Origin of the sequence: Chromobacterium sp. ATCC 53434 (genome assembly GCF_002848345.1) — a bacterium.
Taxonomy (GTDB): Bacteria; Pseudomonadota; Gammaproteobacteria; order Burkholderiales; family Chromobacteriaceae; genus Chromobacterium.
On record NZ_CP025429.1, the window covers coordinates 4,367,276 to 4,392,095 of the forward strand.

Annotated in this window: 22 protein-coding genes; 12 read left to right on the plus strand and 10 right to left on the minus strand. The window is 67.7% G+C overall.

The window, feature by feature from the left end:
- Window position 1: 1 nt before the first annotated feature.
- Complete coding sequence (locus tag CXB49_RS19435; RefSeq protein WP_101709894.1) at window positions 2-748, minus strand: TlyA family RNA methyltransferase; 747 nt, start codon at window positions 746-748, stop codon at window positions 2-4.
- A 373-nt stretch (window positions 749-1,121) separates the two neighbouring features.
- Here CXB49_RS19435 and CXB49_RS19440 point away from each other — a divergent pair, with 373 nt between their 5' ends.
- The 7 genes from CXB49_RS19440 (at window position 1,122) to CXB49_RS19470 (ending at window position 8,432) form a co-directional block, all read left to right on the plus strand.
- Window positions 1,122-2,654: a BCCT family transporter gene (locus tag CXB49_RS19440; RefSeq protein ID WP_101709895.1), complete on the plus strand. Its 1,533-nt coding sequence runs from the start codon at window positions 1,122-1,124 to the stop codon at window positions 2,652-2,654.
- Between the two features lie 62 nt (window positions 2,655-2,716).
- Entirely contained in the window at window positions 2,717-3,346 is a 630-nt protein-coding gene (locus tag CXB49_RS19445; protein WP_101710778.1) for a YceH family protein, read from the plus strand.
- Between the two features lie 73 nt (window positions 3,347-3,419).
- Entirely contained in the window at window positions 3,420-3,950 is a 531-nt protein-coding gene (locus tag CXB49_RS19450) for a YfaZ family outer membrane protein (protein ID WP_101709896.1), read from the plus strand.
- Window positions 3,951-4,171: 221 nt separating this feature from the next.
- Window positions 4,172-5,338 carry a hypothetical protein gene (locus CXB49_RS19455; RefSeq protein WP_158300956.1) on the plus strand — a complete coding sequence of 389 codons (1,167 nt, stop codon included), beginning with the start codon at window positions 4,172-4,174 and terminating at the stop codon, window positions 5,336-5,338.
- The gene (locus tag CXB49_RS19460; RefSeq protein WP_199406721.1) at window positions 5,335-6,396 is read left to right on the plus strand and encodes a hypothetical protein; all 1,062 of its coding nucleotides are present in this window, start codon (window positions 5,335-5,337) and stop codon (window positions 6,394-6,396) included. The genes CXB49_RS19455 and CXB49_RS19460 overlap by 4 nt, the downstream gene beginning before the upstream one ends.
- Window positions 6,397-6,439: 43 nt before the next feature.
- A complete protein-coding gene (locus tag CXB49_RS19465) occupies window positions 6,440-7,081 on the plus strand; it encodes a hypothetical protein (protein WP_158300957.1) in 642 nt (213 codons plus the stop codon).
- Between the two features lie 25 nt (window positions 7,082-7,106).
- A complete protein-coding gene (locus CXB49_RS19470) occupies window positions 7,107-8,432 on the plus strand; it encodes a CsgG/HfaB family protein (protein WP_158300958.1) in 1,326 nt (441 codons plus the stop codon).
- 328 nt (window positions 8,433-8,760) lie between these two features.
- Here CXB49_RS19470 and CXB49_RS19475 read toward each other — a convergent pair whose 3' ends face one another.
- The 6 genes from CXB49_RS19475 to CXB49_RS19500 all read right to left on the minus strand — a co-directional run bounded on the left by CXB49_RS19475 (window position 8,761) and on the right by CXB49_RS19500 (window position 16,533).
- Window positions 8,761-10,785 carry a M13 family metallopeptidase gene (locus CXB49_RS19475; RefSeq protein ID WP_233492864.1) on the minus strand — a complete coding sequence of 675 codons (2,025 nt, stop codon included), beginning with the start codon at window positions 10,783-10,785 and terminating at the stop codon, window positions 8,761-8,763.
- Between the two features lie 443 nt (window positions 10,786-11,228).
- Window positions 11,229-13,262: a prolyl oligopeptidase family protein gene (locus tag CXB49_RS19480; RefSeq protein ID WP_101709901.1), complete on the minus strand. Its 2,034-nt coding sequence runs from the start codon at window positions 13,260-13,262 to the stop codon at window positions 11,229-11,231.
- A gap of 68 nt (window positions 13,263-13,330) precedes the next feature.
- Entirely contained in the window at window positions 13,331-14,098 is a 768-nt protein-coding gene (locus CXB49_RS19485) for an alpha/beta hydrolase (RefSeq protein ID WP_101709902.1), read from the minus strand.
- Between the two features lie 11 nt (window positions 14,099-14,109).
- Window positions 14,110-14,832, minus strand: coding sequence for an ABC transporter substrate-binding protein (locus CXB49_RS19490; protein ID WP_158300959.1), 723 nt, complete (start codon window positions 14,830-14,832; stop codon window positions 14,110-14,112).
- Window positions 14,833-14,885: 53 nt separating this feature from the next.
- Window positions 14,886-15,914, minus strand: a complete 1,029-nt coding sequence (ltaE, locus tag CXB49_RS19495; RefSeq protein ID WP_101709904.1) for a low-specificity L-threonine aldolase — start codon at window positions 15,912-15,914, stop codon at window positions 14,886-14,888.
- Between the two features lie 13 nt (window positions 15,915-15,927).
- The gene (locus CXB49_RS19500; RefSeq protein ID WP_199406722.1) at window positions 15,928-16,533 is read right to left on the minus strand and encodes a TetR/AcrR family transcriptional regulator; all 606 of its coding nucleotides are present in this window, start codon (window positions 16,531-16,533) and stop codon (window positions 15,928-15,930) included.
- Window positions 16,534-16,636: 103 nt separating this feature from the next.
- On the opposite strand from CXB49_RS19500, the gene CXB49_RS19505 reads away from it, so the two are divergent.
- Window positions 16,637-16,972, plus strand: coding sequence for a darcynin family protein (locus CXB49_RS19505; RefSeq protein WP_101709906.1), 336 nt, complete (start codon window positions 16,637-16,639; stop codon window positions 16,970-16,972).
- A 132-nt stretch (window positions 16,973-17,104) separates the two neighbouring features.
- Here the strand turns inward: CXB49_RS19505 and CXB49_RS19510 are convergent, their stop codons facing one another.
- A complete protein-coding gene (locus tag CXB49_RS19510) occupies window positions 17,105-17,329 on the minus strand; it encodes a hypothetical protein (protein ID WP_101709907.1) in 225 nt (74 codons plus the stop codon).
- 276 nt (window positions 17,330-17,605) lie between these two features.
- On the opposite strand from CXB49_RS19510, the gene CXB49_RS19515 reads away from it, so the two are divergent.
- Window positions 17,606-18,382 (plus strand): ThiF family adenylyltransferase, encoded by a 777-nt coding sequence (locus CXB49_RS19515; protein WP_101709908.1) that lies wholly within the window; start codon window positions 17,606-17,608, stop codon window positions 18,380-18,382.
- Window positions 18,383-18,389: 7 nt separating this feature from the next.
- On the opposite strand, the gene CXB49_RS19520 is transcribed toward CXB49_RS19515, so the two are convergent.
- Both CXB49_RS19520 and CXB49_RS19525 read right to left on the minus strand, forming a co-directional pair.
- Window positions 18,390-18,782, minus strand: a complete 393-nt coding sequence (locus CXB49_RS19520; RefSeq protein ID WP_101709909.1) for a VOC family protein — start codon at window positions 18,780-18,782, stop codon at window positions 18,390-18,392.
- 97 nt (window positions 18,783-18,879) lie between these two features.
- A complete protein-coding gene (locus CXB49_RS19525; protein WP_101710780.1) occupies window positions 18,880-19,641 on the minus strand; it encodes a CDP-diacylglycerol diphosphatase in 762 nt (253 codons plus the stop codon).
- Window positions 19,642-19,991: 350 nt separating this feature from the next.
- Here CXB49_RS19525 and CXB49_RS19530 point away from each other — a divergent pair, with 350 nt between their 5' ends.
- The 3 genes from CXB49_RS19530 to CXB49_RS19540 are packed head-to-tail and all read left to right on the plus strand — an operon-like array spanning window position 19,992 to window position 24,787.
- On the plus strand, window positions 19,992-21,221 hold the full coding sequence (locus CXB49_RS19530; protein WP_101709910.1) for an MdfA family multidrug efflux MFS transporter: 1,230 nt from the start codon (window positions 19,992-19,994) through the stop codon (window positions 21,219-21,221).
- Between the two features lie 29 nt (window positions 21,222-21,250).
- On the plus strand, window positions 21,251-22,381 hold the full coding sequence (locus tag CXB49_RS19535) for an acyl-protein synthase (protein ID WP_101709911.1): 1,131 nt from the start codon (window positions 21,251-21,253) through the stop codon (window positions 22,379-22,381).
- Window positions 22,382-24,787, plus strand: coding sequence for an acyl-CoA reductase (locus CXB49_RS19540; RefSeq protein WP_101709912.1), 2,406 nt, complete (start codon window positions 22,382-22,384; stop codon window positions 24,785-24,787).
- Window positions 24,788-24,820: the final 33 nt, after the last annotated feature.

Here is a 24,820-nt window from a genome sequence, read left to right on the forward strand (position 1 = left end):
CTCAGCGCCGCGCGGCGTGCACGAAGAATTCGCGGTTGCCGTCGCCGCCCTTGATCGGGCTGTCGAACCAGGCCAGCGGCCGCATGTTCTGCTCGGCCAGCACCCGGTCTATCTTGTCCCGCACCAGCGGATACAGGCTCTCGTCGCGGACGATGCCGCCCTTGGACAAGCCTTCGCGCCCGACCTCGAACTGCGGCTTGACCAGGCTGAGCAGCCGGCCGCCCGGCTTCAGCAGCGGCAGCGCCGACGGCAGCACCAGGCTCAGCGAGATGAAGGACACGTCGCAGACCATCAGGTCGAAACCGTCGCCGCCGTTGGCGGCCAACAGCGCCGCGTGGTCCAGCGCGCGGGCGTTGACGCCCTCGAAATAACGCACCCGCGCGTCCGAGCGCAGCCGGGCGTGCAGCTGCTCGTGGCCGACGTCGACGCCGACCACCCGGCGCGCGCCGGCCTGCAGCAGGCAATCGGTGAAGCCGCCGGTGGACTGGCCGACGTCCAGCGCGTCCCAGCCGGCCACGTCCAGGCCCGCCGCCGCCAGCGCGCCCTGCATCTTCAGGCCGCCGCGCGACACATAACGGTCGGCCTCGTCGGCGACGACGGCGAATTCGGCATCCGGCGGAAACTTCTGGCTGGCCTTGGCCACCGGCAGCCCCTGGCAGCTGACGCGGCCGGCGGCGATCAGGTTCTGCGCGGCGGTGCGCGAAGCGGCAAGCCCTTGTTCCACCAGCAAAATATCGACTCGAATCACATCCGCTCCCACCCGGCACCAGCCGGTAAACGCGACAGGTTGGCGAAGGCGGCGCGCGCTGTCAAGCGACCGCCGCGCGCGCCGCCGGCGCCGCCCAAATCGGCCGCAAAGATTTACAAGAAAACGCTAATAATGTTAACCTAAAAATCAACAGCCTGATTTTATTCAGAAATTCAATCGAAACGACACCGAATTCCACGCCGCCCGACACTGCCGGGCGGCGTCGCTTATGAATTCGAGATGACGCCGTTTCGTCCCGCGCCCGCACACCGGGCCATCCGCGGCGCTCGCCCCGAGCCGCCAGTCTTGCCATTTCCAGCGGCGGCCCGCCTCGCGCGAGGTCCGCGCCGTCGCCATCGCCATAGGAGTTCCGATGGTTTTACGCCTGTCCCTATTGTTGACCGTATTGTTCGCCTTGTGGGGCGTCGCCGCCCCCGAACACATGAACGGCGTCGCCTCCGCCTGGCTGAGCTACACGATTTCCCGTTTCGGCTGGTTCTACCTGCTGTCGGTGTTCGGCTTCCTGGTGTTCGCGATCTACCTGGCCTTCGGCCGTTTCGGCCACATCCGCCTGGGCAAGGAGGACGAGGAGCCGGAATTCTCGCGGCTGAGCTGGTTCGCGATGCTGTTCTCCGCCGGCATGGGCATAGGCCTGGTGTTCTGGGGCGTGGCCGAGCCGATCTCGCACTTCGCCACGCCGGCCAGCCAAGCCACCGCGCCGGAATCGGCCGAGGCCGCGCGGCTGGCGATGCGCCACGTGTTCTTCCACTGGGGCCTGCATCCGTGGGCGGCGTACAGCCTGACCGCGCTGGCGCTGGCCTATTTCAAGTTCAACCGCGGCCAGAAAGGGCTGATCAGCGTCGCCTTCCGTCCGCTGCTCGGCGACCGCGTCGACGGTCCCGTCGGCATCGCCATCGACGTGCTGGCGGTGCTGGCCACCGTGTTCGGCGTCGCCACCACGCTGGGCTTCGGCGCGCTGCAGATCGAAAGCGGCCTGCAGATGCTGTTCGGCGTCGCGCCGTCCGACTGGCTGACAGTGGCCATCGTCGTCATCGCCACCGCGCTGTTCCTGCTGTCGTCGCTGACCGGCCTGTCCCGCGGCATCAAGTGGCTGTCCAACCTCAACGTCGCGCTGGCGCTGCTGCTGTTCCTGGCGGTGGTGCTGCTCGGCCCGACCGGCTTCGTCTTCGACACCTTCACCACGACGCTGGGCGACTATCTGGGCAATCTGACCAGCACCAGTCTCAGGATGAGCCCGTTCAGCCAGGGCACCTGGATGGCCAACTGGACACTGTTCTACTGGGCCTGGTGGGTGACCTGGGCACCGTTCGTCGGCATGTTCATCGCCCGCGTCTCGCGCGGCCGAACGATACGCGAATTCATGGTCGGCGTGCTCCTGGTGCCGGCGCTGGCCAGCTTCGCCTGGTTCTCCGCCTTCGGCGGCACCGCGCTGGACCTGCAACTGTTCGGCGGCGTCGACCTGGTCGGCGCGGTCAAGACCGACGTCTCCACCGCGCTGTACGTGATGTTCCAGCATCTGCCGGGCGGCCATCTGCTGTCGCTGCTGGCGATGCTGCTGGTGATCATCTTCTTCGTCACCTCGGCCGACTCGGCCACCTTCGTGCTGGGCATGTTCACCAGCGGCGGCAGCCTGAATCCCAGCCACCGCGTCAAGCTGATCTGGGGCGTGCTGCTGGCCGTCGTCGCGCTGGTGCTGCTGCAGAGCGGCGGCCTGAAGGCGCTGCAGGCGGTGCTGATCGTCAGCGCGCTGCCCTTCATGCTGATCATGATAGGCATGGCGGTGTCGCTGTATCGGGCGCTGGACCAGGAAGAGCGCGACGGCCGCCGCCGCGAGATCCGCCGGCTGCGCCAGCTGGAGGCGCTGGAGCGGCAACAGCAGGGCTAGGGACGCGACGCGCCGGCGATTTGGTGCGATGATGGCGGGATGGTCCCGCCATGGAGGAAAAGATGGAGACGCACCAACTCGACCCGCAGCAAGTGCGCGTGCTCGGCGCGCTGGTCGAAAAACAGGCGCTGACGCCGGACGCCTACCCGATGACGCTGAACGGCCTTGCCGGCGCCTGCAACCAGCTGACCAGCCGCGAACCGGTATTGCAGTTGTCGGACGCGGAAATCAGCGCCGCTCTGGACGCGCTGATCGCCGCCAAACTGGTCTCCGAGCGGCTGCCGGCCGGCAGCCGGGTGGCCAAGTACGAACATCGCCTGAACTACGCCTGGAACATCGACGGCGCGCGGCTGGCCGCGCTCTGCCTGCTGATGTTGCGCGGCCCGCAGACCGCCGCCGAAATCCGCACCCGCTCCGGCCGCATCTACGCCTTCTCCGGCGTCGACGAGGTGGAGACCGCGCTGAACGCGCTGGCCGACAAGTATCCGCCGCCGGTGATGAAGCTGGAACGGCAGCCCGGCGAGCGCGAGGCGCGCTGGTGCCATCTATTGTCCGGCGAGCCGCAGATCGTCCCGGCTCAGGCCTGCGAAGTGATAGACGTGGGTCTGACCGGCCGCGTGGCGGCGCTGGAGGCCGAGGTGGCGGCGCTGAAGGCCATGGTGCTGGCGCTGGAGCAGCGGATCAACGGCTGAGCAAACCCGGCTGAACTTGTTTTTTAGCAATCGGTCACTATCTGTTGACGTTCAAACAAACAGGAATGACCGCATGAAGCATCTCGCAATCGCCCTGGCGCTGGCCGGGCTGGCCGGCGGCGCCCATGCCGCCGACTACATGTTCGGCGCCGGCAACGGCACCCAGCAATTCAACCGCACGCCGGATGGTTTCGGCATCGGCCTCAACCTCGACTACCTGCGCCAGGACCACAAGGGCAGCGCCAGCGGCGCCGGTCTGGAGTTCGCGCTGCCGCTGGGCCCGCTGACGGTGGCCGGCGGCGGCAAGCTGATGGCCTTGTCTCCGGACAGCGGCTCCGCCACCGCCGCGCTGATCGGCGGCCGCGCCAGCTTCGATCTCGCGCCCAAGGTCAAGCTGTTCGGCCAGGCCTATTACGCGCCGGACAGCTTCGCCAGCGGCAGCGTCAAACGCGTCAGCGACTACGCCGCCGGCTTGCGCTGGAACGTCGTCGGCCCGCTCAGCGTCGAAGCCGGCTACCGCTATTTCGATATCCGCCGCAACGACGACAGCCGCAGCCGGCGGCTGGCCGACGGCGCCTACCTCGGCGCCGGCCTCAGCTTCTGATTCCCGTCCGCGCTGTCCCCACGGCTCCCAACGGAGCCGTTCTCTCCCCCATGTTTCCGCCGAATCCACGCCTTTTTGAGCGTGATCAACCCCGTTTTCCTCGGTAAGCTGTTTACAATATTCAAAAAAGATTATTCCTAACGTATACTATGCCGCCCCACATATGGCATACGTCTAAAAATCCATACGGAAATAGTATGGATTACGAAAGGAATTCTTTCTTGAAACCCACGCTACGCTCCTTATGGCTGGCTACGGTCCTGTTGCTGGCCGCCGCCGCCGCCGACGCAGCCACCGTGACCTTCGCCGGCCTGTCCTATTCCGGCGACAGCAAGTCCATCCCCGCCCGCTTTCCCTACAGCCTGAAGCTGGAAAAAGCGCTGGCCGCGCGCGGCAACCCATTGAACAAGCAGCTGGCCGCCAAGCTGGCCACCGACAAGCCGCTGCACTTCGACCTGAACCAGCAGGGTCTGACTTCGTTGAAGGGACAGGACCAGGCCATCGTCGCCACGCTGCTGATCACCGGCGAGACCGTTTCCGTCGAACGCTTCGGCGGCGTGACCAAGCTGATGACCCAGATCCGCGCCCAGGCGATGTTCTTCGATTTCAAGAACATGACCGTGCTGCGCGCCTATCCGCTCAGCTTCGCCTATCTGGACCTGATAGACCACAACCCCGGCGAGCGGGAAATGCAGGATCGCATCGCCGGTCTGTACTACGGCGAGCAGGGCAAACCCGGCATTCTGCAACGCTTCACCGACATCATGCATGAAGCCACCGTGCCCGATCAGGTGCCGCGTTTCCTGCAGGTCGCCAAGGTCCGCATCGGCGACGACGCCCGCAAGCAACTGCCGCCCGAGCTGACCCGCACGCCGGGCGCCGCGGAAACCTGGGCCGCCGACCTGTTCGCGGAAAATCTGTCCAGCAAGACCGGCGTGCCGCTGCTGCCCTACACCAAGGGCTACGCCATCGGCAACACGCTGTCGATGCGCGTCTCCGAAGGCGACGTGTTCATGCTCAAGCTGCCGGAGGCCGACTACGCCATCAGCCTGGACATCCCCAAGCTCCGCCGCATCACCAGCGGCGAGGTGGCCGCGGGCACCAGCTACATCTACGGCGCCTACGCCCACGTCAACATCCAGGAGCCGGTCTCCGGCAAGCACTATCTGGACGCCGACTTCAAGAACGGCGAGGTCAAGCTGGTGCCGGCGTCGCAAGACACCATAGATGATTTCCCGGCCTATCACGAGGCCATCAAGGGCCTGTTCGCCAAGCTGGCCGACAATCTGGCCGGCAACCGCAACGACTGGCTGAAATCGTCCACCTCCGCGTCCGACATCGACAAACAAATCGAATCCACCCAGCAATTACTGAAAGCCTGCAAATGATCCGTAGTCTCCTGATCGCATTCCTGATGCTGTTCGGCGCCCAGGCGTTGGCGGCGACCGCCACCGCCAAGGGCCAGGCGACCGTCAAGTACGAGTCCTCGCTGTTCGGCAAGAAGGTCACGCCGGAAGTCCGCGCCCAGGCGGTGCTTCAGGCTCAGTTGAAGGCCATCGACAAATACTATGCCGAAGCCGGCGACTCGCAATCGCAGAACCTCGACGCCATCCGCGAAAAAGTGAAGGCGGATCCGGACCGCTACATCCTGGAAACCGCGATCCTGAACGAGGACGACCGTCCGGACATGGGCCAGTTCACCGTCACCATCCGCGCCACCCTCAACGTTTCCCAGCTGAACAACGCGGTCAAGGCGTCGTCCGCCGCCGGCCAGGCGGCCAACGGCGGCCAGAAGTCCAAGCTGACCTTCATCTTCGTGTCCCGTCAGACCGATAGCTCGCAGCGCTTCGACGACCGCGAGTACCAGGCGGTGGAGCTGAAGGCTCAAGGCAAGGCCAGCCGTTCCGGCGGCCAGTACCGCGAATCGGTGGAAACCGGCGGCAGCACCACCCGCAAGGCCACCAAGAAAACCTACGCGATCTTCCCCAGCAACTACTTGAAGAGCGTATTCAACGGCGTGTTCGCCGGCGCCGGCTTCAAGGTGGTGGACGCCGCCTATCTGGAGCCGTACACCAAGGGCCTGCTGAAGATCAAGAACGTGGAAGCCGACTTCAAATCCGGCAACGATCTGCAGCCGCAGACCGAACGCAATGTGGCGGCCGGCCTGCAGAACGCCAAAGTGCCTTACATCGCCTACGGCACGCTGGACGTGCGTCTGGCCGACACCGACCCCGCCACCGGCATGTTCCGCGTATCGGTAGCCGCCACCGGCAAGCTGCTGGACGCCAGCGACGCCATCCCGGAAACCAAGGCCGAAGTCGGTCCGATCCAGGCCGCCGGCCTCGGCCCGACCGAAGAAGAGGCGCAAGTCAACGCGCTGAAGAAGGCCGCCGAGGATGTCGCCCGCGAGCTGCTGAGCCAGATGACCAACGCCGGCATCAAATAAACCCGAACAAACTCACCCAACAACAATGCATCCGGAGATGAAAATGCGTAAAACCCTGATCGTGGCCGCCCTCGCCGGCCTCAGCCTGAGCGCCGTTACCGCCCAAGCGGGCATGTTCGACGCCGTGACCAGCCTGGCCGGCGCTTCCGGCAACAGCAACAGCGGCGCCGACCTGGTCGGCCAGCAGCAACAGTTGGTCGAATCCTATACCGGCGCCAACAAGCAGGTGCTGATGGCCCAATCGCTGATGGCGACCGCGCTGGGCGCCAAGGACGCCGCCGCCCTGGCGAAGGCCGAAGCCGAAGCCCTGACCTCGGGCGCCACCCGAGACAGCCTGAGCAAGGCCGACTCCGCGCAGAGCACGGTGTCCAAAGCCATCAGCGAACAACAGAAAAAGGCCGGCACGGTGCTGGACGCCGAGGCGAAGAAAGCCTATGCCGATGGCCTGGGCTCGCTGGCCAAGGGCGTGCTGAAGTACTCCAAGATGGCCAACCAATTCAGCGGCTTCAAGAACGCGCTGGCAACCGCCTCCCCGCTGGATCTGCCCAAGCTGTCCTCCGGCGCCTACATCGTCACCAGCCTGCCGGGCAACACCAAGAACCTGTACGAGGCGCTGCAGCAAGCCGTCAGCTTCGCCAAGAGCCACGATATCCCGGTTCCCAAGGATGCGACCCAGGCGCTCTAAGCCCGGGCCCGGCCAAGGAAACGACATGAAATTGCGATACGCGATGGGCGCCGCCGCCTTGGCCCTGAGCCTGGCGGCCTGCTCCCACAAGGAAGAATCGGCGGCCGCCGCCAAGGCGGAGGCCAGCGCGCCTATCCAGGCCCAGCCCGACGCCGGCAAGCTGACGTCGGTGGACAGCTCGGCCACCGGCATCGGCGCCAGCCCGGCCGAAGCGGTGGAGGAAGCGCTGAAGCTGGCGATCAAGCAGGTCAACGGCGCGTCCTTCGATATGTCCTCGGAACAGCTGAAGGCCACGCTGTCGGTCGCCGCCGGCAAGGACGCCGATCAGCTCAGCGCGCACGCGTTCACCGAATACGTCGCCCAGCAATCCGGCGGCGTGGTGACCGGCTTCAAGCTGGTCAAGATGGAAGAGCCCGGCCTGCTGAACAAGCGCTACAAGGCGAGCATCGAGGCCAAGATCGCCAAATTCGTCCAGCCGGCATCCGCCGGCAAGCTGAAGATCGTGGTCGGACCGGTATACATCGACCGCGAATCCTTCAAGCTGGCGGGCATCGCCATGCCGGCCGAGCAGGTGGCCCGCGAGATCCACCAGCAGACGCTGGATGCGCTGACCAACACCGGCCGCTTCTCGGTGCTGGACCGCGAATTGGGCGACGACGTGCAGCAGGAGCTGGACATGATCAGCTCCGGCCAGACGCCTTCCGCCGAGCGCTCCAAGATCAGCCAGGCGCTCAGCGCCGACCTGATCTGGACCGGCCACCTGACCGCCTTCGACTACGACAAGAAGCGCGCCCAGTGGAACCTGTCTCAGCGCGTGATCAACGTGGCCAACCGCCAGGTGCAACTGTCGAACATGCTCGCCGGCGACGCCGGCAAGCTGCCCGACGGCTCCGCCGACGCCGCCCGCCGCGGCATGGAAGGCCAGATCGTCGATCGCATCGTCAGCGCCATCCTGGTCCGCACCTTCCCGATCTCCGTGGCCTCGCGCACCGGCAATAACGTGATTCTCAGCCAGGGCGGACAGTCGGTCCGCGAGGGCGCGCGTTACAAGCTGGTATCGCTGGGACAGGAGGTGAAGGATCCGCAGACCGGGCAGTCGCTGGGCCGCGCCGAATTCGACTGCTGCGAAGTGGTGGTCGACAAGGTGATGCCGACGATGTCCCAAGGCCATCTGGAAAACGTGAAGATGCCGCTGGAGCAGGTGCCGCCGGGCGGCCTGCAACTACGCGAACTGGCGCCCGCCGCGCTGGCGAAGGCCGAGGCGTCCGCCCCGGCCGCCGGCAAGAAGGCGCAGGCCAAGAAGCACAAATCGTCCGCCGACATGTTCAGCGCGGACAAGGACAAGTGGTAGGCGACGCCGTCCCGCTCCGTTGTGCAAAGCCGGGCTCCCTAAGAGCCTGTTTACGATCTTTTTCCGAGCAGCGCAGGCCAGCCAGCAGGCCAGATGCAAGGCGGAGGGCGTAGGCCTTGGTGATTCCAAGGCCTAGCCTGACAACGCGGCAGATGGCCTGCTGGCTGGCCTGCCCTTCGGGACGGTTTTCTGCCGGCGCATGGCTTTGTCAAACGTCCCTTGCAGTGAACGACACTGCGGCGGGCCGTTTTCCGCGCCCTGCATCCGGCAGAAAACCGCCGATGCCGCAAAAAGATCGTAAACAGGCTCTTAGGGAGCCCGGCTTTTTTTACCACCACAGATGGAAGCGCTGCTCCGACGGCAGATACATCTTGTCGCCCGGCTTGACGCCGAATGCCTGGTAGAACGGATCCAGATTGCTGGCGGTGCCGATCGGGCGCCACAGATCCGGCGTATGCGGGTCGGAAACCAGTTGCTTCAGCACCGACGCGTCGCGGGCCTTGCCGCGCCAGGACTGGGCGAAGGCGATGAAGAAGCGCTGATCGCCGCTGAGCCCGTCGCGCACCGGCGCCGGCTGTCCGCCCAGCGCCAGATGGTAGGCCTTGTAGGCGATCTCCAGCCCGGCATTGTCGGCGATGTTCTCGCCCAGCGTCAGCTCCCCGTTGACATGGTGGCCCTTGACCGGCTCGAAACGGCTGTACTGCTTGACCAGCCTGGCGGTCACGTCCTTAAAGTGCTGCTCGTCGGCCGGCGTCCACCAGTTGCGCATATTGCCGTCGCCGTCGAACTGATGGCCCTGGTCGTCGAAGCCGTGGCTGATTTCGTGGCCTATCGTCGCGCCTATGCTGCCATAGTTGACCGCCGGATCGAACTTGGGATCGAAATACGGCGCCTGCAGGATGGCGGCCGGGAACACGATCTCGTTGTTGGCCGGGTTGTAGTAGGCGTTGATGGTCTGCGGCGTCATGCCCCACTCGCCGCGGTCCACCGGCTGGCCCAGCCGCCCGCTGAAGCGGCGGTAGTTGAATTCGGCGATGCGCCGCACATTGCCGGCCAGGTCGTCCGGGCCGATCGCCAGGCTAGAGTAGTCGCGCCACTTGTCCGGATAGCCTATCTTCGGCATGTATTTGGACAGTTTGACGTGGGCCTCCTTCTTGGTCTCGGCGCTCATCCAGTCCAGGCCGTCTATGCTCTGGTCGTAGGCCGCCAGCAGGTTGCGCACCAGCTCGTCGGCCTGGCGCTTGGCCTCCGGCGTGAAGTATTTGGCGACGTACAGCTTGCCGACCGCCTCGCCCATGCCCTCGTCCACCAGCGTCACCGCCTTCTTCCAGCGCGGCCGGTCGACCGAGCGGCCGTCCAGCGCCTTGCCGTAGAACGCGAAGTGCGCCGCCGTCCACGAACGGTCCAGATACGGCGAGTAGGCGTCCAGCAGCCGCAGCGTCAGATAGTCGCGCAACACCGCCGGCGGCGTCTGCCGCAACAGGCCGGGCAGCTTGGCCAGATAGCTGGGTTGATCCAGGTTCAGGTCGGTCGCGGCGGCCAGACCGGCGCCCTTCAGCAGGCCGGGCCAGTCGTAGCCGGGCAGGCGCTTGCCCAGATCGGCCACCGCCACCTTGTTGTAGGTCTTCTGGATGTCGCGGTTCTCGACATTGCTCCACTGCGCCTGGGCCAAGCGGGTCTCCAGCGCCAACACCGCGCCGGCGCGGGCCTCGGCCCGCTTTTCGCCGGCCAGCGTCAGCAAGCGGGCCAGATAGCCGCGGTAGGCCTTGCGCGCGGCGGCGAAGTCGGCCGATTTGCCCAGGTAGTAGTCGCGGTCCATCGCCAGGCCGGCCTGGCCGACGCCGGCCAGATAGGCGGCGGAATTCTTGCTGTCCTGCGCCACATAGCAGCGGAACGGCGTGTCTTCCGGCTGGTCCTGCAGCGTCGCCATATAGGCGATCGCCTGGTCGGCGTCCTTCAGGGCGGCGATCGCCGCCAGCTTGCCCCGCAGCGGCGCCAGGCCGCGCTTGGCGATGACCGCCTCGTCGAGGAAGCTGTGGTACAGGTCGGCGATCTTGCGCGCGTCCGGCGAAACGGCCGGGTCGGCGTGCTCGATGATGTCGCGCACTCGTTGCTGGTTGCGGTCGTACAGCAGCTCGGTCACGCCTATCGACGAGCGTTCGGCCGGAATCGGCGTGCGCTTCATCCACGCGCCGTTGGCGTACAGCGAGATGTTGTCCTGAATGCGCACCGCGTGATCGATGCCGCCGAAGTCGATTCCGTAGCTGCCGTAGTCCAGGTCGCCGCCGTCGGCCCAGGCGGTCATCGGCAGGCACAGCAGCCACGCCAATGGCAGCAATTTTCTTCCTTGCATGGTTTTCCTCTTTATATTTTTCAAACACGAGGCGGAGCCGCGCCGACGCGGCCCCGCCGCCGCCCATGGTACGCCGCGCCCCCCGCCGCCAGCAACGGCGCGATGCGATCGGCATCATCGCCGCCGGACGCGAAAAAGGGGCGCCTCGCGCCCCTTGCCGTCGTCGCAGCCGGTTCTAGGGTCTGTTGACGTTTGGTGAGTGGATCGCGTTTGCGCCGATTTGGGACGGAAGCAAGGCGCACAGTCCGACGCATAGTCATTCTATGCAAGGGCTGGGCAACGCGGCTTCCGTCCCAAAGCGGCCAAACCCGCAGGGCCGGGCGCTTTTCGCGACGACTCTTCGTTGTTCCGCGCTGGCAGAGAATGACTATGCGGCGCGCGAAACGCCTCGATTCGCCGCAAAACGCATCCCGGCGCGACCGCTCACCAAACGTCAACAGCCCCTAGTCCATCAGCCGCTGGTACAGATACACCAGCACCCGCGCCAATTCGGCCGCCGTGTCCTCCTGGCCGGCGTTGCCGGCGTGGCCGCCGCCGTCGGTTTCGTAGAACAGCGCGTCGTGGCCCAGCTCCAGCAGCCGCGCCGCCATCTTGCGGGCGTGGCCCGGATGCACGCGGTCGTCGCTGGCACTGGTGGTGAACAGCGCCAGCGGGTAGCGCGCGTCGGCGCGGACATGGTGGTACGGCGAATAGGCGGCCAGCGCGGCGCGCTCGGCCGGATCGTCCGGGTCGCCGTATTCGTCTATCCAGCTGGCGCCGGCCAACAGCTCGGTGTAGCGCAGCATGTCGAGCAGCGGCACCTCGCACACCACGGCCCGGAACAACTCCGGCCGCTGCGCCATCGCCGCGCCGACCAAGAGGCCGCCATTGCTGCCGCCCTCTATCGCCAGCTTGGCCGGCGACGTCAGCTTGCGGGCCATCAGGTCCTCGGCCACCGCGATGAAGTCGTCGAAGCTGACCTGCCGCTTCGCGCCCTGCGCCGCCTGGTGCCAGTCCGGACCGAACTCGCCGCCGCCGCGTATGCAGGCCAGCACGAAGGCGCCGCCTTGCCCCAGCCAGTGCGGGCCGAAATTCTCTATGTAGTAAGGCAGCATCGGCACCTCGAAGCCGCCGTAGCCGTACAGCAGCGTCGGCGTCGAGCCGTCGAACGGCGCGTCGCGCCGCCGCACGACGAAATACGGAATCCGCTCGCCGTCGGCCGCCGTCGCCTGCCACTGCTCGGCGACGTAGGGCGCCGGATCGAAGGCCTCGGGCTGGCGGCGCAGGCATTCGGCCTCGCCGCCGTCCAGGTCCAGCCGGTACAGGCCGCTGGGCGTCAGAAAGTCGCTGTAGCTGTAGTACAGCACATCGCTCTGCCACGGCTGGTCGGCGATCTCGATCACGCCGTCCTCCGGCAGCGCCAGCGGCTGCGGCGTCCACACGCCGTCCCGCTTGGCGAAGCACAGCATGCGGCTCCTGACCTGGTCCAGCAGCTGGACCAGCAGCCGGCTGCGGCTGCTCTCCACCGCCGCCACCGCCAGTCTGGGCGCCGGCGCCTGCAGCAGCTGCGGCGCCGGACCGTCGCCGACGAGGCCGGCCAAGCCGACCGCCAGCAGGCTGCCGCTGCGGTAGCTTGCGCCCCGCCAGTCCCAGTCCTCTGCCAGCTTGACGATCAGGTCGCCGGCTAGATAAGCCTCGATCTCGGCCTTGGCCGGCAAGGGCAGCGGCCGCGACGCCAGCTCGGCGTCCAGCAGATGGTAGGTCTTGCGGTAGAAGCCGTCGGACGCCTCGATCAGGTCGACGACGCCGCCGTCGCTGTCGAGAAAGCGCCAGGCGGCGGTCATCATCGCGTCTTCCGGCGCGGCGAACAGCAGCGTCCAGCGGTGCTGGCCGCCATCGCCGCGCTCCACCAGCCACACCTCGCGCGGATAGCCGGCGCGGGTCAGCGGCGCGCCCTTCCAGCCGGGGCAGACGAAGGCGCTGTCCGGATCGCGCCAGGCGATGTGGTTCTTGCCCTCGGGGAAGCTGAAGCCGTCTTCGACCCAGCGCCGCGCCTCGACGTCGTACTCACGCGCCACCGCCGCGTCGCCGCCGCCGTCGCTCAAGTGCACCAGCGCCCGCTCGGGCTTGACGGTGCAATGCGACACGCCGTCCAGATACCAGTCGCGCTCGTCGGCGTCGGCCAGCGCGTCGATGTCCAGCACCGTCTGCCAGTCCTGGGTGCCGGCGCGATAAGCGTCCAGCGTGGTCCTGCGGTAGATGCCGCGCGAATGCGTCTCGTCCTGGTGGAAGTTGTACAGCCAGCCGGCGTGCTCGGCGAAATACGGAATCTGCCGCGTGTCGCGCAGGTGTTCGAGGATTTCGCGCCTAAGCGCCGGGAAGCGCGGATCGGCATCCAGCACGCTCTCGGTGCGGGCGTTCTGCTCGGCCACCCAGGCGGCGGCGCGGTCGGAATCCAGGCTTTCCAGCCAGGCGTGGGTATCGTGGGACGGGTTCATGGCGATCGCGAGGAAAATCTGTGAATGGCGGCGAGGGTAGCACCGGCGCGCGCCGCTGCCAAATCGCCTCAGCGTCGGCCGTGCGCCAGCATCCATCTCCCGGCCAGATCCAGCACCCGGTTCTCGATGCCGTTGTAGCCGTGCCAGGCCCAGGGCTCGCACGGATCGCCGTCGTTCTTGCCGCCGTCCAGCAGCATCAGCTCCCTGGGCGCGTCGGCGCGCAGCCTGTCCACCACCGGCCCCAGATTGTAGGCATGGCTGGCGCGGCATTCATCGCGGCGATGCTGGATCATCAGCACCGGCATCGTCAGCCGCTCCAACGGCAGGCGGGCCAGATTGCCGCGGCCGGCGTCTATGCTGGAGGTCAGCAGCAGGCCGTCGGCCGCGTCCGGCCGGCGCAAGGCGACCGCCGCCGCCGACGTCGTGCCCCGGCTGGTGCCCGCCAGCCAGACCGGCAGCGCCGCCCCCCGGCGCAGGTAGTCGGACACGGCGGCGATATCGGTCGCGTGTTCGGGACTTTCGCGAAAATCGCCCAGCAGCCCGCGCGACATGTCCGACGGCGCGTCGACGACGGCGACGCGGAAGCCGAGCTCGGCCCAGCGCCGGCGGGTGCGCACCAGGAAATTGCCGTTGCCGGCGCCCAGTTCGCCGTCGGCCGACAGCTTCAACAGCCCCTCGCCGCCGGTGAACAGGATCAGGTTGGCGCGCGCCGGCGCCGTCGGCTCCAGCAGCAGGAAGCGCTGGCTGACGCCGGGGCGGGTCGGGATCTCGATCACTTGCTCCGACCGGGCCGGCAGCGAGGCCAGACAGCACAACAGCAGCAGCCAAACGCGCATCGCGGCTCTCCTCAGGGGACTTCGACGGCCGCCGCCGCCGCTTTGACGCGGGCGATGACATCTGGCGGCGTGTCCTTGTTGAAGGCGGCGTACAGGCCGCTGTCCAGCATGTCCAGCCGGATGCCGCGCGCCACCAGCGTCCGCTCCAGCCCCAGCGCCTTCAGCTTGCCGGCGATGCCGGGTTCGGTCGACGGCAGCAGGTCGCAACGGCCGGCGGCCAGCTTCTTGACGTTCAGCGTGGAGTCAGGCGACAGCTCCAGCCTCGTGAAGCCTTCGCCCTGCAGATACTCGTGCCGGTAGTCGTTCAGCACCACGCAGACGCGGTAGCGGCGCGCCTCGTCCAGCGTATGCGGCTGGATGTCGCTCCGCGCCGCCAAACGGTAGAAATAGACGTCGGCATCGAGGATCTTGAACGTGAAGTCCAGATACTTCTGCCGCTCGCGGGTTCTGGCTATCGGAAACACCATCGCGTACGGCCGGGTCTTGGCCTCCTGATAGGCGCGCGCCCACGGCGCCGCCTGCATCACGCCGAACGGCAGGCCCAGCCGGCGCATCACCCGCGTCACCTTCTCCACCGTGGTGCCGCCCATCACCTGGCCGTCCGGGCCGACCATCACATACGGCGGGTCATCGTCGGTATAGATGCGCACCTGCGCCAGGCCGTCGGCCCGTCCCGGCGATGGGAGCAGGAAAGCGGCCGCCAGCAGCGCGCCGAACGTCAAGCGATGCCGCATCGGGCCTGCTCCCATCGGTCCTTACTTACTGTTTATAGTCTCCCGCCGCGCCGTCAATCGCACAGCACGCGCTGCATCGCCTCCAGCAGCCGGTCGATGTCGGCCCGGCCGACCTGCCAGTGGGTGACCAGCCGCATCACGCCCTGCTGCGGCGGATTGGCGCGGAAACCCGCCCGCTCCAGCGCCGACATCAACTCGCTGGCGTCGATGTCGGCGTTGAAGCGGAACCACACCAGATTGATGTGGACATCGGCCGGGTCGATGTCGACGCACGGCAGCCTGGCCAGACCTTCGGCCAGATAGCGGGCGTTGGCGTGGTCCTCGTCCAGCCGCGCCGCCATCTCGGTCAGCGCCAGCAGGCCGGGCGCGGCGATGACGCCGGCCTGGCGCATGCCGCCGCCCAGCAGCTTGCGCTTGCGGCGCGCATCGGCGATGAAGGCGGCGGAGCCGGCCAGGATGGAGCCTATCGGCGCGGCCAGGCCCTTGGACAGGCAGGCCATCACGCTGTCGGCGTGGGCAGTGATCTCGCGCACGTCGCAGCCCAGGCGGGCGGCGGCGTTGAACACGCGGGCGCCGTCCAGATGCACCGGCACGCCGTGTTCGCGCGCCAGCGCCGCGGTGTCGGCCATCGCCGCCAGCGGCAACACCCGGCCGTTGCCATGGGCGTTCTCCAGACAGATCAGCCCGGTGCGCGGCTCGTGGATGTCGTCGCTGACGCGGATGCGCCGCTCGATCGCGTCCACCGCCATCAGGCCGTTGTCGCCTTCTATCGTCCGCAGGTGGGCGCCGGCGATCACCGCGGCGGCGCCGGCCTCGTGCCAGACGATGTGGCTGTTGTCCTCGACGATGACCTCGTCGCCGCGCCGACAGTGGGTGAACAGCGCCAACTGGTTGCCGAAGGTGCCGCTGGGCACCAGCAGCGCCGCCTGCTTGCCCAGCTTCTCGGCGGCCAGCGCCTCCAGCCTGAGCACGGTCGGATCGTCGCCATAGACGTCGTCGCCGACTTCGGCGTCGGCCATCGCGCGGCGCATCGCCGGCGTCGGTTGGGTCACGGTGTCGCTGCGAAAATCTATCCATTGCATCTGTGCTTCTCCTCTAGGTGGCATTGCCCGCCGGCAGGCCAAGATAGCCCGCCAGCGCGTCGGTGATCACATCGTCCAGCGCCTCGGCCCGCGGATCGGCGTCCAGCAACAGGCCGTGCACCAGGCTGTCGGCCATCGCCAGCAGCAGTCCGGCCCGCCCGGCGTCTGCGCCGATGCCGGCCAGCCAGCCGGCGACCAATTCGCGCAGCGCGGCGTCGTCGGGATTGCTGGCCGGCGGCTCGTCGTAGGCCGGCCATTCGCGCTCCAGCACCCGGTGCAGGCCCAATTCGCGCCGGTGCAGGTCCAGCGCCGCCTTCACCAGCGCCGCCAATTGCGCGCGCGGCGGCCGGCCGGCGCTATGCGCCAGCGCGGCGGCGAGCGCCTCCAGCGTCTGTTCGCCGTGACGGCGATGCAGCGCGGCCAGCAGCGCCTGCTTGTTCGGAAAATACTGGTACAAGGAGCCGACGCCGACGCCGGCCAGCTCGGCGACGCGGTTGGTGTTGAAGGCGGCATAGCCGTCGCGGGCCAAAATGCGAGCCGCCGCCTCCAGAATGGCGGCGACGGCATGGCGGGAACGGGCCTGGCTCGGTTGTTTGCGCGGCTGCGGAATGGCGGTCATCGGTCTAGCTAAACACGAGTTTTCCGGCATCGCAAGCGCGCTTACATTAGTGGCTGAGCGGAGCCGGCCCGCCGATGTCCTCACCCGATACTGGAGCCTCACCATGTCCAAGACCCTGACCTTCTTCGCGCTGATGCGCGTCCACCCCAACTGGCTGCGCTTGAGCCGGCCGCAACGCCGCCGCTTCGAGGACGAGGTCCTGAAGCCGATCTACGCCCGCTATCCGGAAGTGCGGATGCGCTGGTTCGACGCCGAGGCCTTCACCACCCGCTGCAGCGACGTGGCGATGTTCGAGACCGAGTCGCTGCAGGCCTTCTACTATCTGATAGACGCGCTGCGCGACAGCCCCCTGATGACCGAGCCCTATTTCGAATTCGTCGACATCATCCCGGCGGTGGAGGAAGGCTTCCGCGACTACGACGCCCAGCTGGCGGGCTAGATGCGCCGCCCCGGAATGCCGACGGCGGCCGCGAGGGCCGCCGTCTGGCGATGGCTTCAGGCTAAGGCCTGACAAGGCCGGCGGCGATGCCGGCCGACGGGGTGCTGCGAATGGTGGCGAAACAGCGTTGGCTTAGTGGATTCGATACGATTGGCGGATGGCATCGGCCTGGCGTTCGGCCCGCTGGATGTCGGGCGCCGCCAGCGAGATGTCGGCGCCGCAACTGCAGCGCAGCGACTGGTCTGGCAATATGGTCCTCAGATGCTGGCGGGTTTCCTTCCCGCACTCCTCGCAGGCGATCACCACGGTGGCGTTGTAGTGCTTGTCCAAATCGATATCTAATCTTTGCTGCTTCATCGGAATCTCCCTAACGCTGAGAGTCGACCGGCAGAGGATCTGCGCGCGGCAATTCATGCCAGTCCCGGACACGCGCCCAGTCGGACGCGTATAGGACAAGATAAGGCAATCGAAAAAAGGTTCCAATCAATCAAGCAGTTGGATTGTAAAAAATCCTTCACCTCCGGCAGAAACGCCACACCGCCTCCGCCCGCCGTCGGACAAAAACCCGCCGGGACTGGCACGGCGCCGTCCGCTTGGTTATCCTTGGCCGTTTTTGCGCAACAGGTTATTCCGATGGACCATTCCGCCGACCTCGACCGCCGCTTCGCCGGCATTGCCCGCCTGTACGGCGACGACGCGCTGGCGCGCTTCGGCCGCGCCCATGTCTGCGTGGTCGGCGTCGGCGGCGTCGGCTCCTGGGTGGTGGAGGCGCTGGCGCGCAGCGCCATCGGCCGCCTGACGCTGATCGATCTGGACAACGTCGCCGAATCCAACACCAACCGGCAGTTGCCGGCGCTGGACCCGCTGTACGGCATGGCCAAGGTGACGGCGCTGGCCGAGCGGGTCAAGGCCATCAATCCGGCCTGCCAGGTAACCGAGATCGAGGATTTCGTCACCGAGGAGAATATGGACGAGATGCTGGGCCGCGGCTACGACTACATCGTCGACTGCATAGACAGTCTGAAGGTGAAGACGACGATGGCGGCCTGGTGCGCCAGAAAGCGCCAGCGCTTCATCGTCTCCGGCGGCGCCGGCGGCCAGATGGATCCGAGCAAGATCAAGCTGGCCGACCTGGCCGAGGTCACGCAGGACCCGCTGCTGTCCAAGCTGCGCTACAACCTGCGCCGCCATCACGGTTTCGCCCGCGACGGCAAGAAGATGGGCGTGCCCTGCGTCTACTCGACCGAGCAGCTGGTCTACCCGCAGGTGGAGGCCTGCGACGCCGGCGAGGCCCGCGGACCTCAGGGCTTGTCCTGCGCCGGCTTCGGCGCCGGCATGGTGGTGACGGCCAGCTTCGGCCTGTTCGCCGCCTCGCGCGTGCTGACCGATCTGGCCAAGGCCAGGAAGTAAGCCGGTCTCAGCGGTTGCGCTGTATCAGGTCCCACTGGTTGCCGCACAGGTCGCGGAACACCGCCACCGTGCCGTAATCCTGCTCCAGCGGCGGGCGGGTGAATTCGACGCCGGCCGCGCGGTAGCGCTCGTAGTCGCGCCAGAAATCGTCGGTCTCCAGAAACAGCCACACCCGGCCGGCCGCCTGATTGCCTATCGCCGCCCGCTGGATCTCGTCGCTGGCCCTGGCCAGCAGCACGCCGGCCGCCGAACCCCGCGGCGTCACCACCACCCAGCGTTTGTCCTGTTCCGCCTGATAGCTGTCCTCGGTCAACTCGAAGCCCAGCTTGCCGACAAAGAAAGCTATCGCCGCGTCGTAGTCGGCCACCACCAGCGACACCAGCGCCAGACTCTGCTTCATCTCTCTTCCCCCTTGCCCTGCGCCGCCGGCGGAACGCCCGCCAGACCATGCCGCGCCGCGGCCAGGCGCGATGATACCGCGTGCGCCCCGAGCCCGCTCATTGCCGCAATATCTTGCAGTCGTGGTCCTGCAACTCTTCCGCCGACGCCCGGTTGGCGCGCAGCAGATCGACGCGGGTGGCCAGCAAGGCGAAGCCATCGCCGTCGGAAAAACTTGCCGGCAACAAGGCCAGGCCATAAGCGCCCATCTCGTCGCGCGCGCCCGGCATCTCGTCGGCCAGCAGCCGGAACGGATCGCCGACCGGATTGCCGTCGGCATCGGCGTCGACGCGGCGCGCCCAGTAGGCGTGGCCCTTCAATTCCACCGGCAACAGCCGCCAGCGCCGCGGCAGGCCGTCGTCCAGATCGTCGATCTGCTGCCTCACCGTGCGGTCGATACAGGAAATGTGGATGTGAAGCTGGTTCTGGCTGCGGCCGTATTGCGAGTTGATCGCCAGCGACACCGCCCGCCGCGGCAGCGGCTGGCCGCGCCGGGCCTCCATGAAGCCGCGCGCCGCCCAGGCCTCGCGCCAGTAGGCCGGCGCGTCGCCGTTCAATAGCTGCGGGCTTTCGATGCCGCCGACGCGGCGGGTCGGGATCAGCAGATATTGCAGTTCGCCATCGCGGTCCTTCAACACGGCCACGCCCTGCGGCAGCTTTACCTCGGCGCAGGGCGCCGGCGCGCCCTGCGTCTGCTGACCGGGCACGCATTGCTCGCCGACGATGCGCCACAGGGCGTCGCCGTCGGCCAGCGCATAGTAGGACACGCCGGCGGCGACGAGGCCGCACAGGCTGATGCTGAGCAAAAGTCGTTTCTTCATCGTCACCGGATTCCAGGATGGGCCTCGGCCGTCCGCGCGGCCGACGTCGGCATGATAACCCGCGCCGCCGCCGCGACCAATCGCCAAACGCCAATTGAAAATTGTCGAACAGCAAGACAATTAAATTGCCAAACTTGTTGATTTTTATCCAAAATCAATCCAATTCAAGTACAGATAAGCGACCTGACATTCTTCATATCAGCCAAAAAGAGCCATAAAAACCAAATCCAGTCCCAAAGGACAGGGTCTGGGTCCGGGAAATTGACCTATGGTGGCGCCGATCCCGAACCCGCCGCACCGGCCTCGCCGCCGGATGCCGCAGCAACCCCATCAGGAAAACCGCGTCACCCATGTCCGCTGAACCGTTTCGCCCGCTGCTCGCCATCTCCCGCCGACAGGCACTGCTGTTCTGTCTGCTGCTTACCGCCTTCGAACTATTGACCTATCTCGCCAGCGACATGGTGATGCCGGCCATGCTGCGCGTCACCGCCGACCTCGCCGCCGACAGCCGCCACGTGCCGACGGCGCTGAACGCCTTTCTGCTCGGCGGCATCGCCTTCCAGTGGCTGATCGGCCCGCTGTCCGACCGTTTCGGCCGCCGTCCGCTGCTGTTGACCGGCACGCTGGTCTTCGCGCTCGCCTGCCTGGCGGCCGCCGGCAGCCAGCACATCGCCTGGTTCAATCTGCTGCGCTTCGTCCAGGGCATCGCGCTGGGCTTCATCGTCGTGGTCAGCTATCCGGCGCTGCAGGAAACCTTCGCCGAGCGCGACGCGGTGCGATTGATGGCGCTGCTGGCCAATATCGCGCTGCTGTCGCCGCTGGCCGGCCCGCTGCTGGGCAGCCTGCTGCTGGAGGTGCTGTCCTGGCGGGAGCTGTTCGCCGCGCTTGCCGCGGCCACCGTCCTGGTGACGCTGGGCCTGTGGCGCTGGATGCCGGAAACCATGGGCGCGCCGACGCCGCTGCATCTGCGCGTCGCGCTGGCCAACTACCTGGCGCTGCTGCGCCACCGCGACTTCGTCTGCGGCAGCCTGGCGCTGGGCCTGTTGACGCTGCCGCTGATCGCCTGGATAGGCCTGTCGCCGCTGCTGTTGATCCGCCATCTCGGCTACAGCGGCCTGGAATACGGCCTGTGGCAGCTGCCGGTGTTCGCCGCGATGATCGCCGGCAACCTGACGCTGAACCGGCTGGCCGGCCGGATGGAACTGTCCCGCCTGCTGCGGCTGGCGCTGTGGCCAATGGCCGGCGGCCTGCTGCTGGCCGGCCTGGCCGCCCCGCTGTCCCCGTCGCTGCCGGCGCTGGTCGCCTGCCTTGCCGTCTACGCCTTCGGCCTGGGTCTGGGCAACGCCACGCTGTACCGGCTGACGCTGTACTGCAGCGACAACGCCAAGGGCAGCGTCGCCGCGATGCTGGGCATGCTGTCCACCGCGATGCTGGGCGGCGGCAGCGCCGTCCTCGCGCTGCTGGACGCCGGCGACAGCCCGGCCCGCTTCGCCGCCGGCGTCAGCCTGGCCTCCTTGCTCGCCGTGCCGCCGCTGTGGCTGCTGCTGCGCCGGCCTCTGCCCGCCCCCGTCGCCGCCTGAAGCCCGATTTCTTCATCACTGGAACCGTCATGAACACACTTCCCCATGTCGAGGCGCTCTGCGCGCTGGAACAGCCGTACCGCGCCGACGCCGAATGCGACCGCCTGTTCGACGCCGCGATGCGCGAGCTGGTCGACTACCACTGCGAGCACAGCCCCGGCTACCGCCAATGGCTGCAACAGAACGGCTTCACGCCGGAGAGGCTGGCCGGCCTGTCCGACTGGTCAGAGCTGCCGCCGATCTTCTCCAACTATTTCAAGCGCAGGCTACTGTTGAGCAAGACCGGCGAAGACGCGCTGGAACTGACTTCGTCCGGCACCACCGGCCAGAAGAGCCGGATGCGCTACGACGCGCGCAGCATAGGCGCCGCCCAGCGCATGGTGGACCGCATCTTCGACCACTACGGCTGGAACACGCCCGAGCAGCCGTGCAACTACCTGCTGCTCAGCTACGAGCCGGCCGGCGCCATCACGCTGGGCACCGCCTACACCGACCAGTTTCTGGCCAAGTACGCGCCGATCAACCGCGCCGTCTACGCCCTGCGCCACAACGGCAAGAGCTGCGAGTTCGACCCCTTCGGCACGATACGCGCGCTGCGGGAGTTCGCCGAGGAAGGCCTGCCGGTGCGCATCTTCGGCTTCCCCGCCTTCCTGTGGTTCACGCTGGAGAGGATGCGCGACATGGGCCTGCCGCCGCTCGCGCTGCATCCGGAATCGCTGGTCCTGCTCGGCGGCGGCTGGAAGACCCACGCCGACAAAGAGATACCCAAGCTCGAACTGTACCGCCGGCTCGGCGAACAGCTGGACCTGCCGGACGCGCGCTGCCGCGACGGCTACGGCTCGGTCGAGCATCCGGTGCCTTACAACGAATGCACGCATCACCGCTTCCATGTGCCCAGCTGGGCCCGCGCCTGGGCGCGCGACACCGCGACGCTGGCGCGGCTGCCCTACGGCGAGGCCGGCTTCCTGCACCTGGTGTCGCCGTACATCACCTCCAGCCCGGCGCACAGCATGCTGCAAAGCGACCTCGCCATCGTGCACCCGGCCGAAAGCTGCGGCTGCGGCCTGGCCACCGACTGGTTCGAACTCTTGGGCCGCGCCGGCACCAGCAAGAGCCGCAGTTGCGCGCTGGCCGCATCCGAACTGATCAAGGAGTCCTGAATGTATCTGATTGATGGAGAACTGCGCGCCGACCTCGAGCTCGACGCGGCGCTGGCCGTCTTGCGCGGCCGATTGGCCGACACGCTGGCCGAAACGCTGGACATCGAAACCGTATTGTCCTGCGCCGAACGCTTCGCCGACGCGCTGGCCGCCTCCCCGCGCCACCCGCTGCTGGACGACGCCGCGCGCGCCGAACTGGCCGCCTTCTGCCGCCGCGGAACGCTGCGGACCAAGCTGGAGCGCGAACTCGGCGAGCGTCCGTTCTCGCTGCGCCGGCCCGACTACCGCGAAGCGCGCTTCGAAGCCTGGCAGCCATTGGGCCTGGTGCTGCACGTGACGCCGTCCAATGCAACGCTGCTGCCGTTCATGGCGGCGCTGGAAGGCCTGCTGGCCGGCAATATCAACTGGTTGCGGCCCAGCGGCAGCGATCAGGACTTCAGCGCCAGGCTGCTGGCGGAATTCCTGCACCACGACGCCGGCGGCCGGCTGGCGGCCCGCCTGGCGGTGCTGCCGGTGGCCAGCGGCGAGCTCGGCCGGCTGCTGGCCGACGCCGACGGCGTGTCGGCCTGGGGCGGCGACGCCGCGCTGGCGGCGATCCGCGCCCAACTGCCGCCCGGTTGCCGCTGGATAGACTGGGGCCACCGCGTCAGCTTCGCCTATCTCGATCCCGCCGCCGCCTCGGACCAGGCGCTGGACGCGCTGGCCGACGACGTCTGCCGCCTCGACCAGCAGGCCTGTTCCAGCCCGCAGGCGCTGCTGGTGGACAGCGACGATCCGGCCGTGGTCCAGGACATGGCGCGCCGGCTGGCCGCCGCGCTGGCCCGCCGCGCGCCGCAGTGGCCGGCGCTGACGCCGAATCTGCAGGAAGCCGCCGAGATCAGCACCCGGATGGCCTTCCACCGGCTGGACCAGGCTTTCGCCGACGAACAGGGCCAGGTGCTGTCCGGCCAGGGCTGGCGACTGGCCTGGAATATGGAACAGGCGCTGGCGCCGTCGCCGCTGTTCCGCACCGTCGAATTGCGCCCGGCGCCGCGCGCCGCGCTGGCCGGCATTCTGCGGCCGTGGCGCACCCGGCTGCAAAGCTGCGGCCTGATCGCGCCGGCCGCGCGACTGCCGGAACTGAGCCGCGCCCTCTTGGCCGCCGGCGTCAGCCGCGTCGCCCCGGCCGGCCGGATGCACGACGGCTACCACGGCGAGCCGCACGACGGCGTCTACGCGCTGCAGCGGCTGTCGCGCCGGGTGTCGGTCAGCCTGGACGCCGCCGCGCTCCCCGGCCACGCCCACCTGGACGCGCCGCCGGCCGAACCGAAAGGCCTGGCCGCGCTGCCGCTGATGGACAAGGCCGCCTTCCAGAGCCAGCCGGCCAACGACAAGGCCCAGCTGTTCTTCCGCAGCGGCGGCAGCAGCGGCGCGCCGAAGCTGGCCGGCGTCAGCTACCGCGACTACCGCCACCACATGCGCGCCGCCGCCGACGGCATGCTGGCCGCCGGCCTGAATCCGGCCACCGATCGCGCGATGAATCTGCTGTACGGCGGCAAGCTGTACGGCGGCATGCTCAGCTTCTTCAGCATCATGGAAGGCATGGGCGTCACGCAGTATCCGATGGGCGGACCGTCCGACGACGACTTCAGCGAGATCGCCCACTTCATCGTCGATCAGAAGATCAACACGCTGATCGGCATGCCGGGCACGCTACACCGATTGTTCGAATGCGAGAACCGGGTGCTGCGCCGCTACGGCGGCGTGCGCAAGGTGTTCTGCGGCGGCGAGCACATCAGCGACGGCCAGCGCGCCTACATCGGCAGCTTCGGCGTCGAGCTGATCCGCTCGGCGATGTACGGCTCGGTCGATGCCGGCCCGCTGGGCCACGCCTGCCCGCACGGCGGCGACGGCGAGTTCCACCTGCTGGCCGAAGCCCAGTGGCTGGAAATACTGGAAACCGACAGCGACGCGCCCGCCGCGCCCGGCGCCGTCGGCCGCCTGGTGTTCACCTCGCGCGAACGCGAGGCGCAGCGGATCGAGCGCTACGATCTGGGCGACCTCGGCCAGTGGCTGCCCGGCCTCTGCCGCTGCGGCCTCTCCTCGCCGCGCTTCCGGCTGGCCGGCCGCCACGGCGCGCTGCTGCGGGTCGGCACCATCTTCGTCAATCCGACCGCGCTGACCGAGAAGATAGGCCTGCCCTTGCAATGGTTGATCGACCGCGCCGACGACGGCGGCGACCGCATCCAGCTGCTGGCCGACGGCGATCCGGCGGCGATACGCGTGCGGCTGCTGCAGGAGCCGATGCTGAGCGAAGTGGTCGGCGGCGGCCTGCTGCGGCTGGAAATCACCGCCACGCCGGCGGCCGAATTCCGCCGCCACCCGCACAGCGGCAAGACGCCGCTGGTGATGGACTTTAGACATTGAAATCCGGCCGGCGCGCGGCGCCGGCATATACAC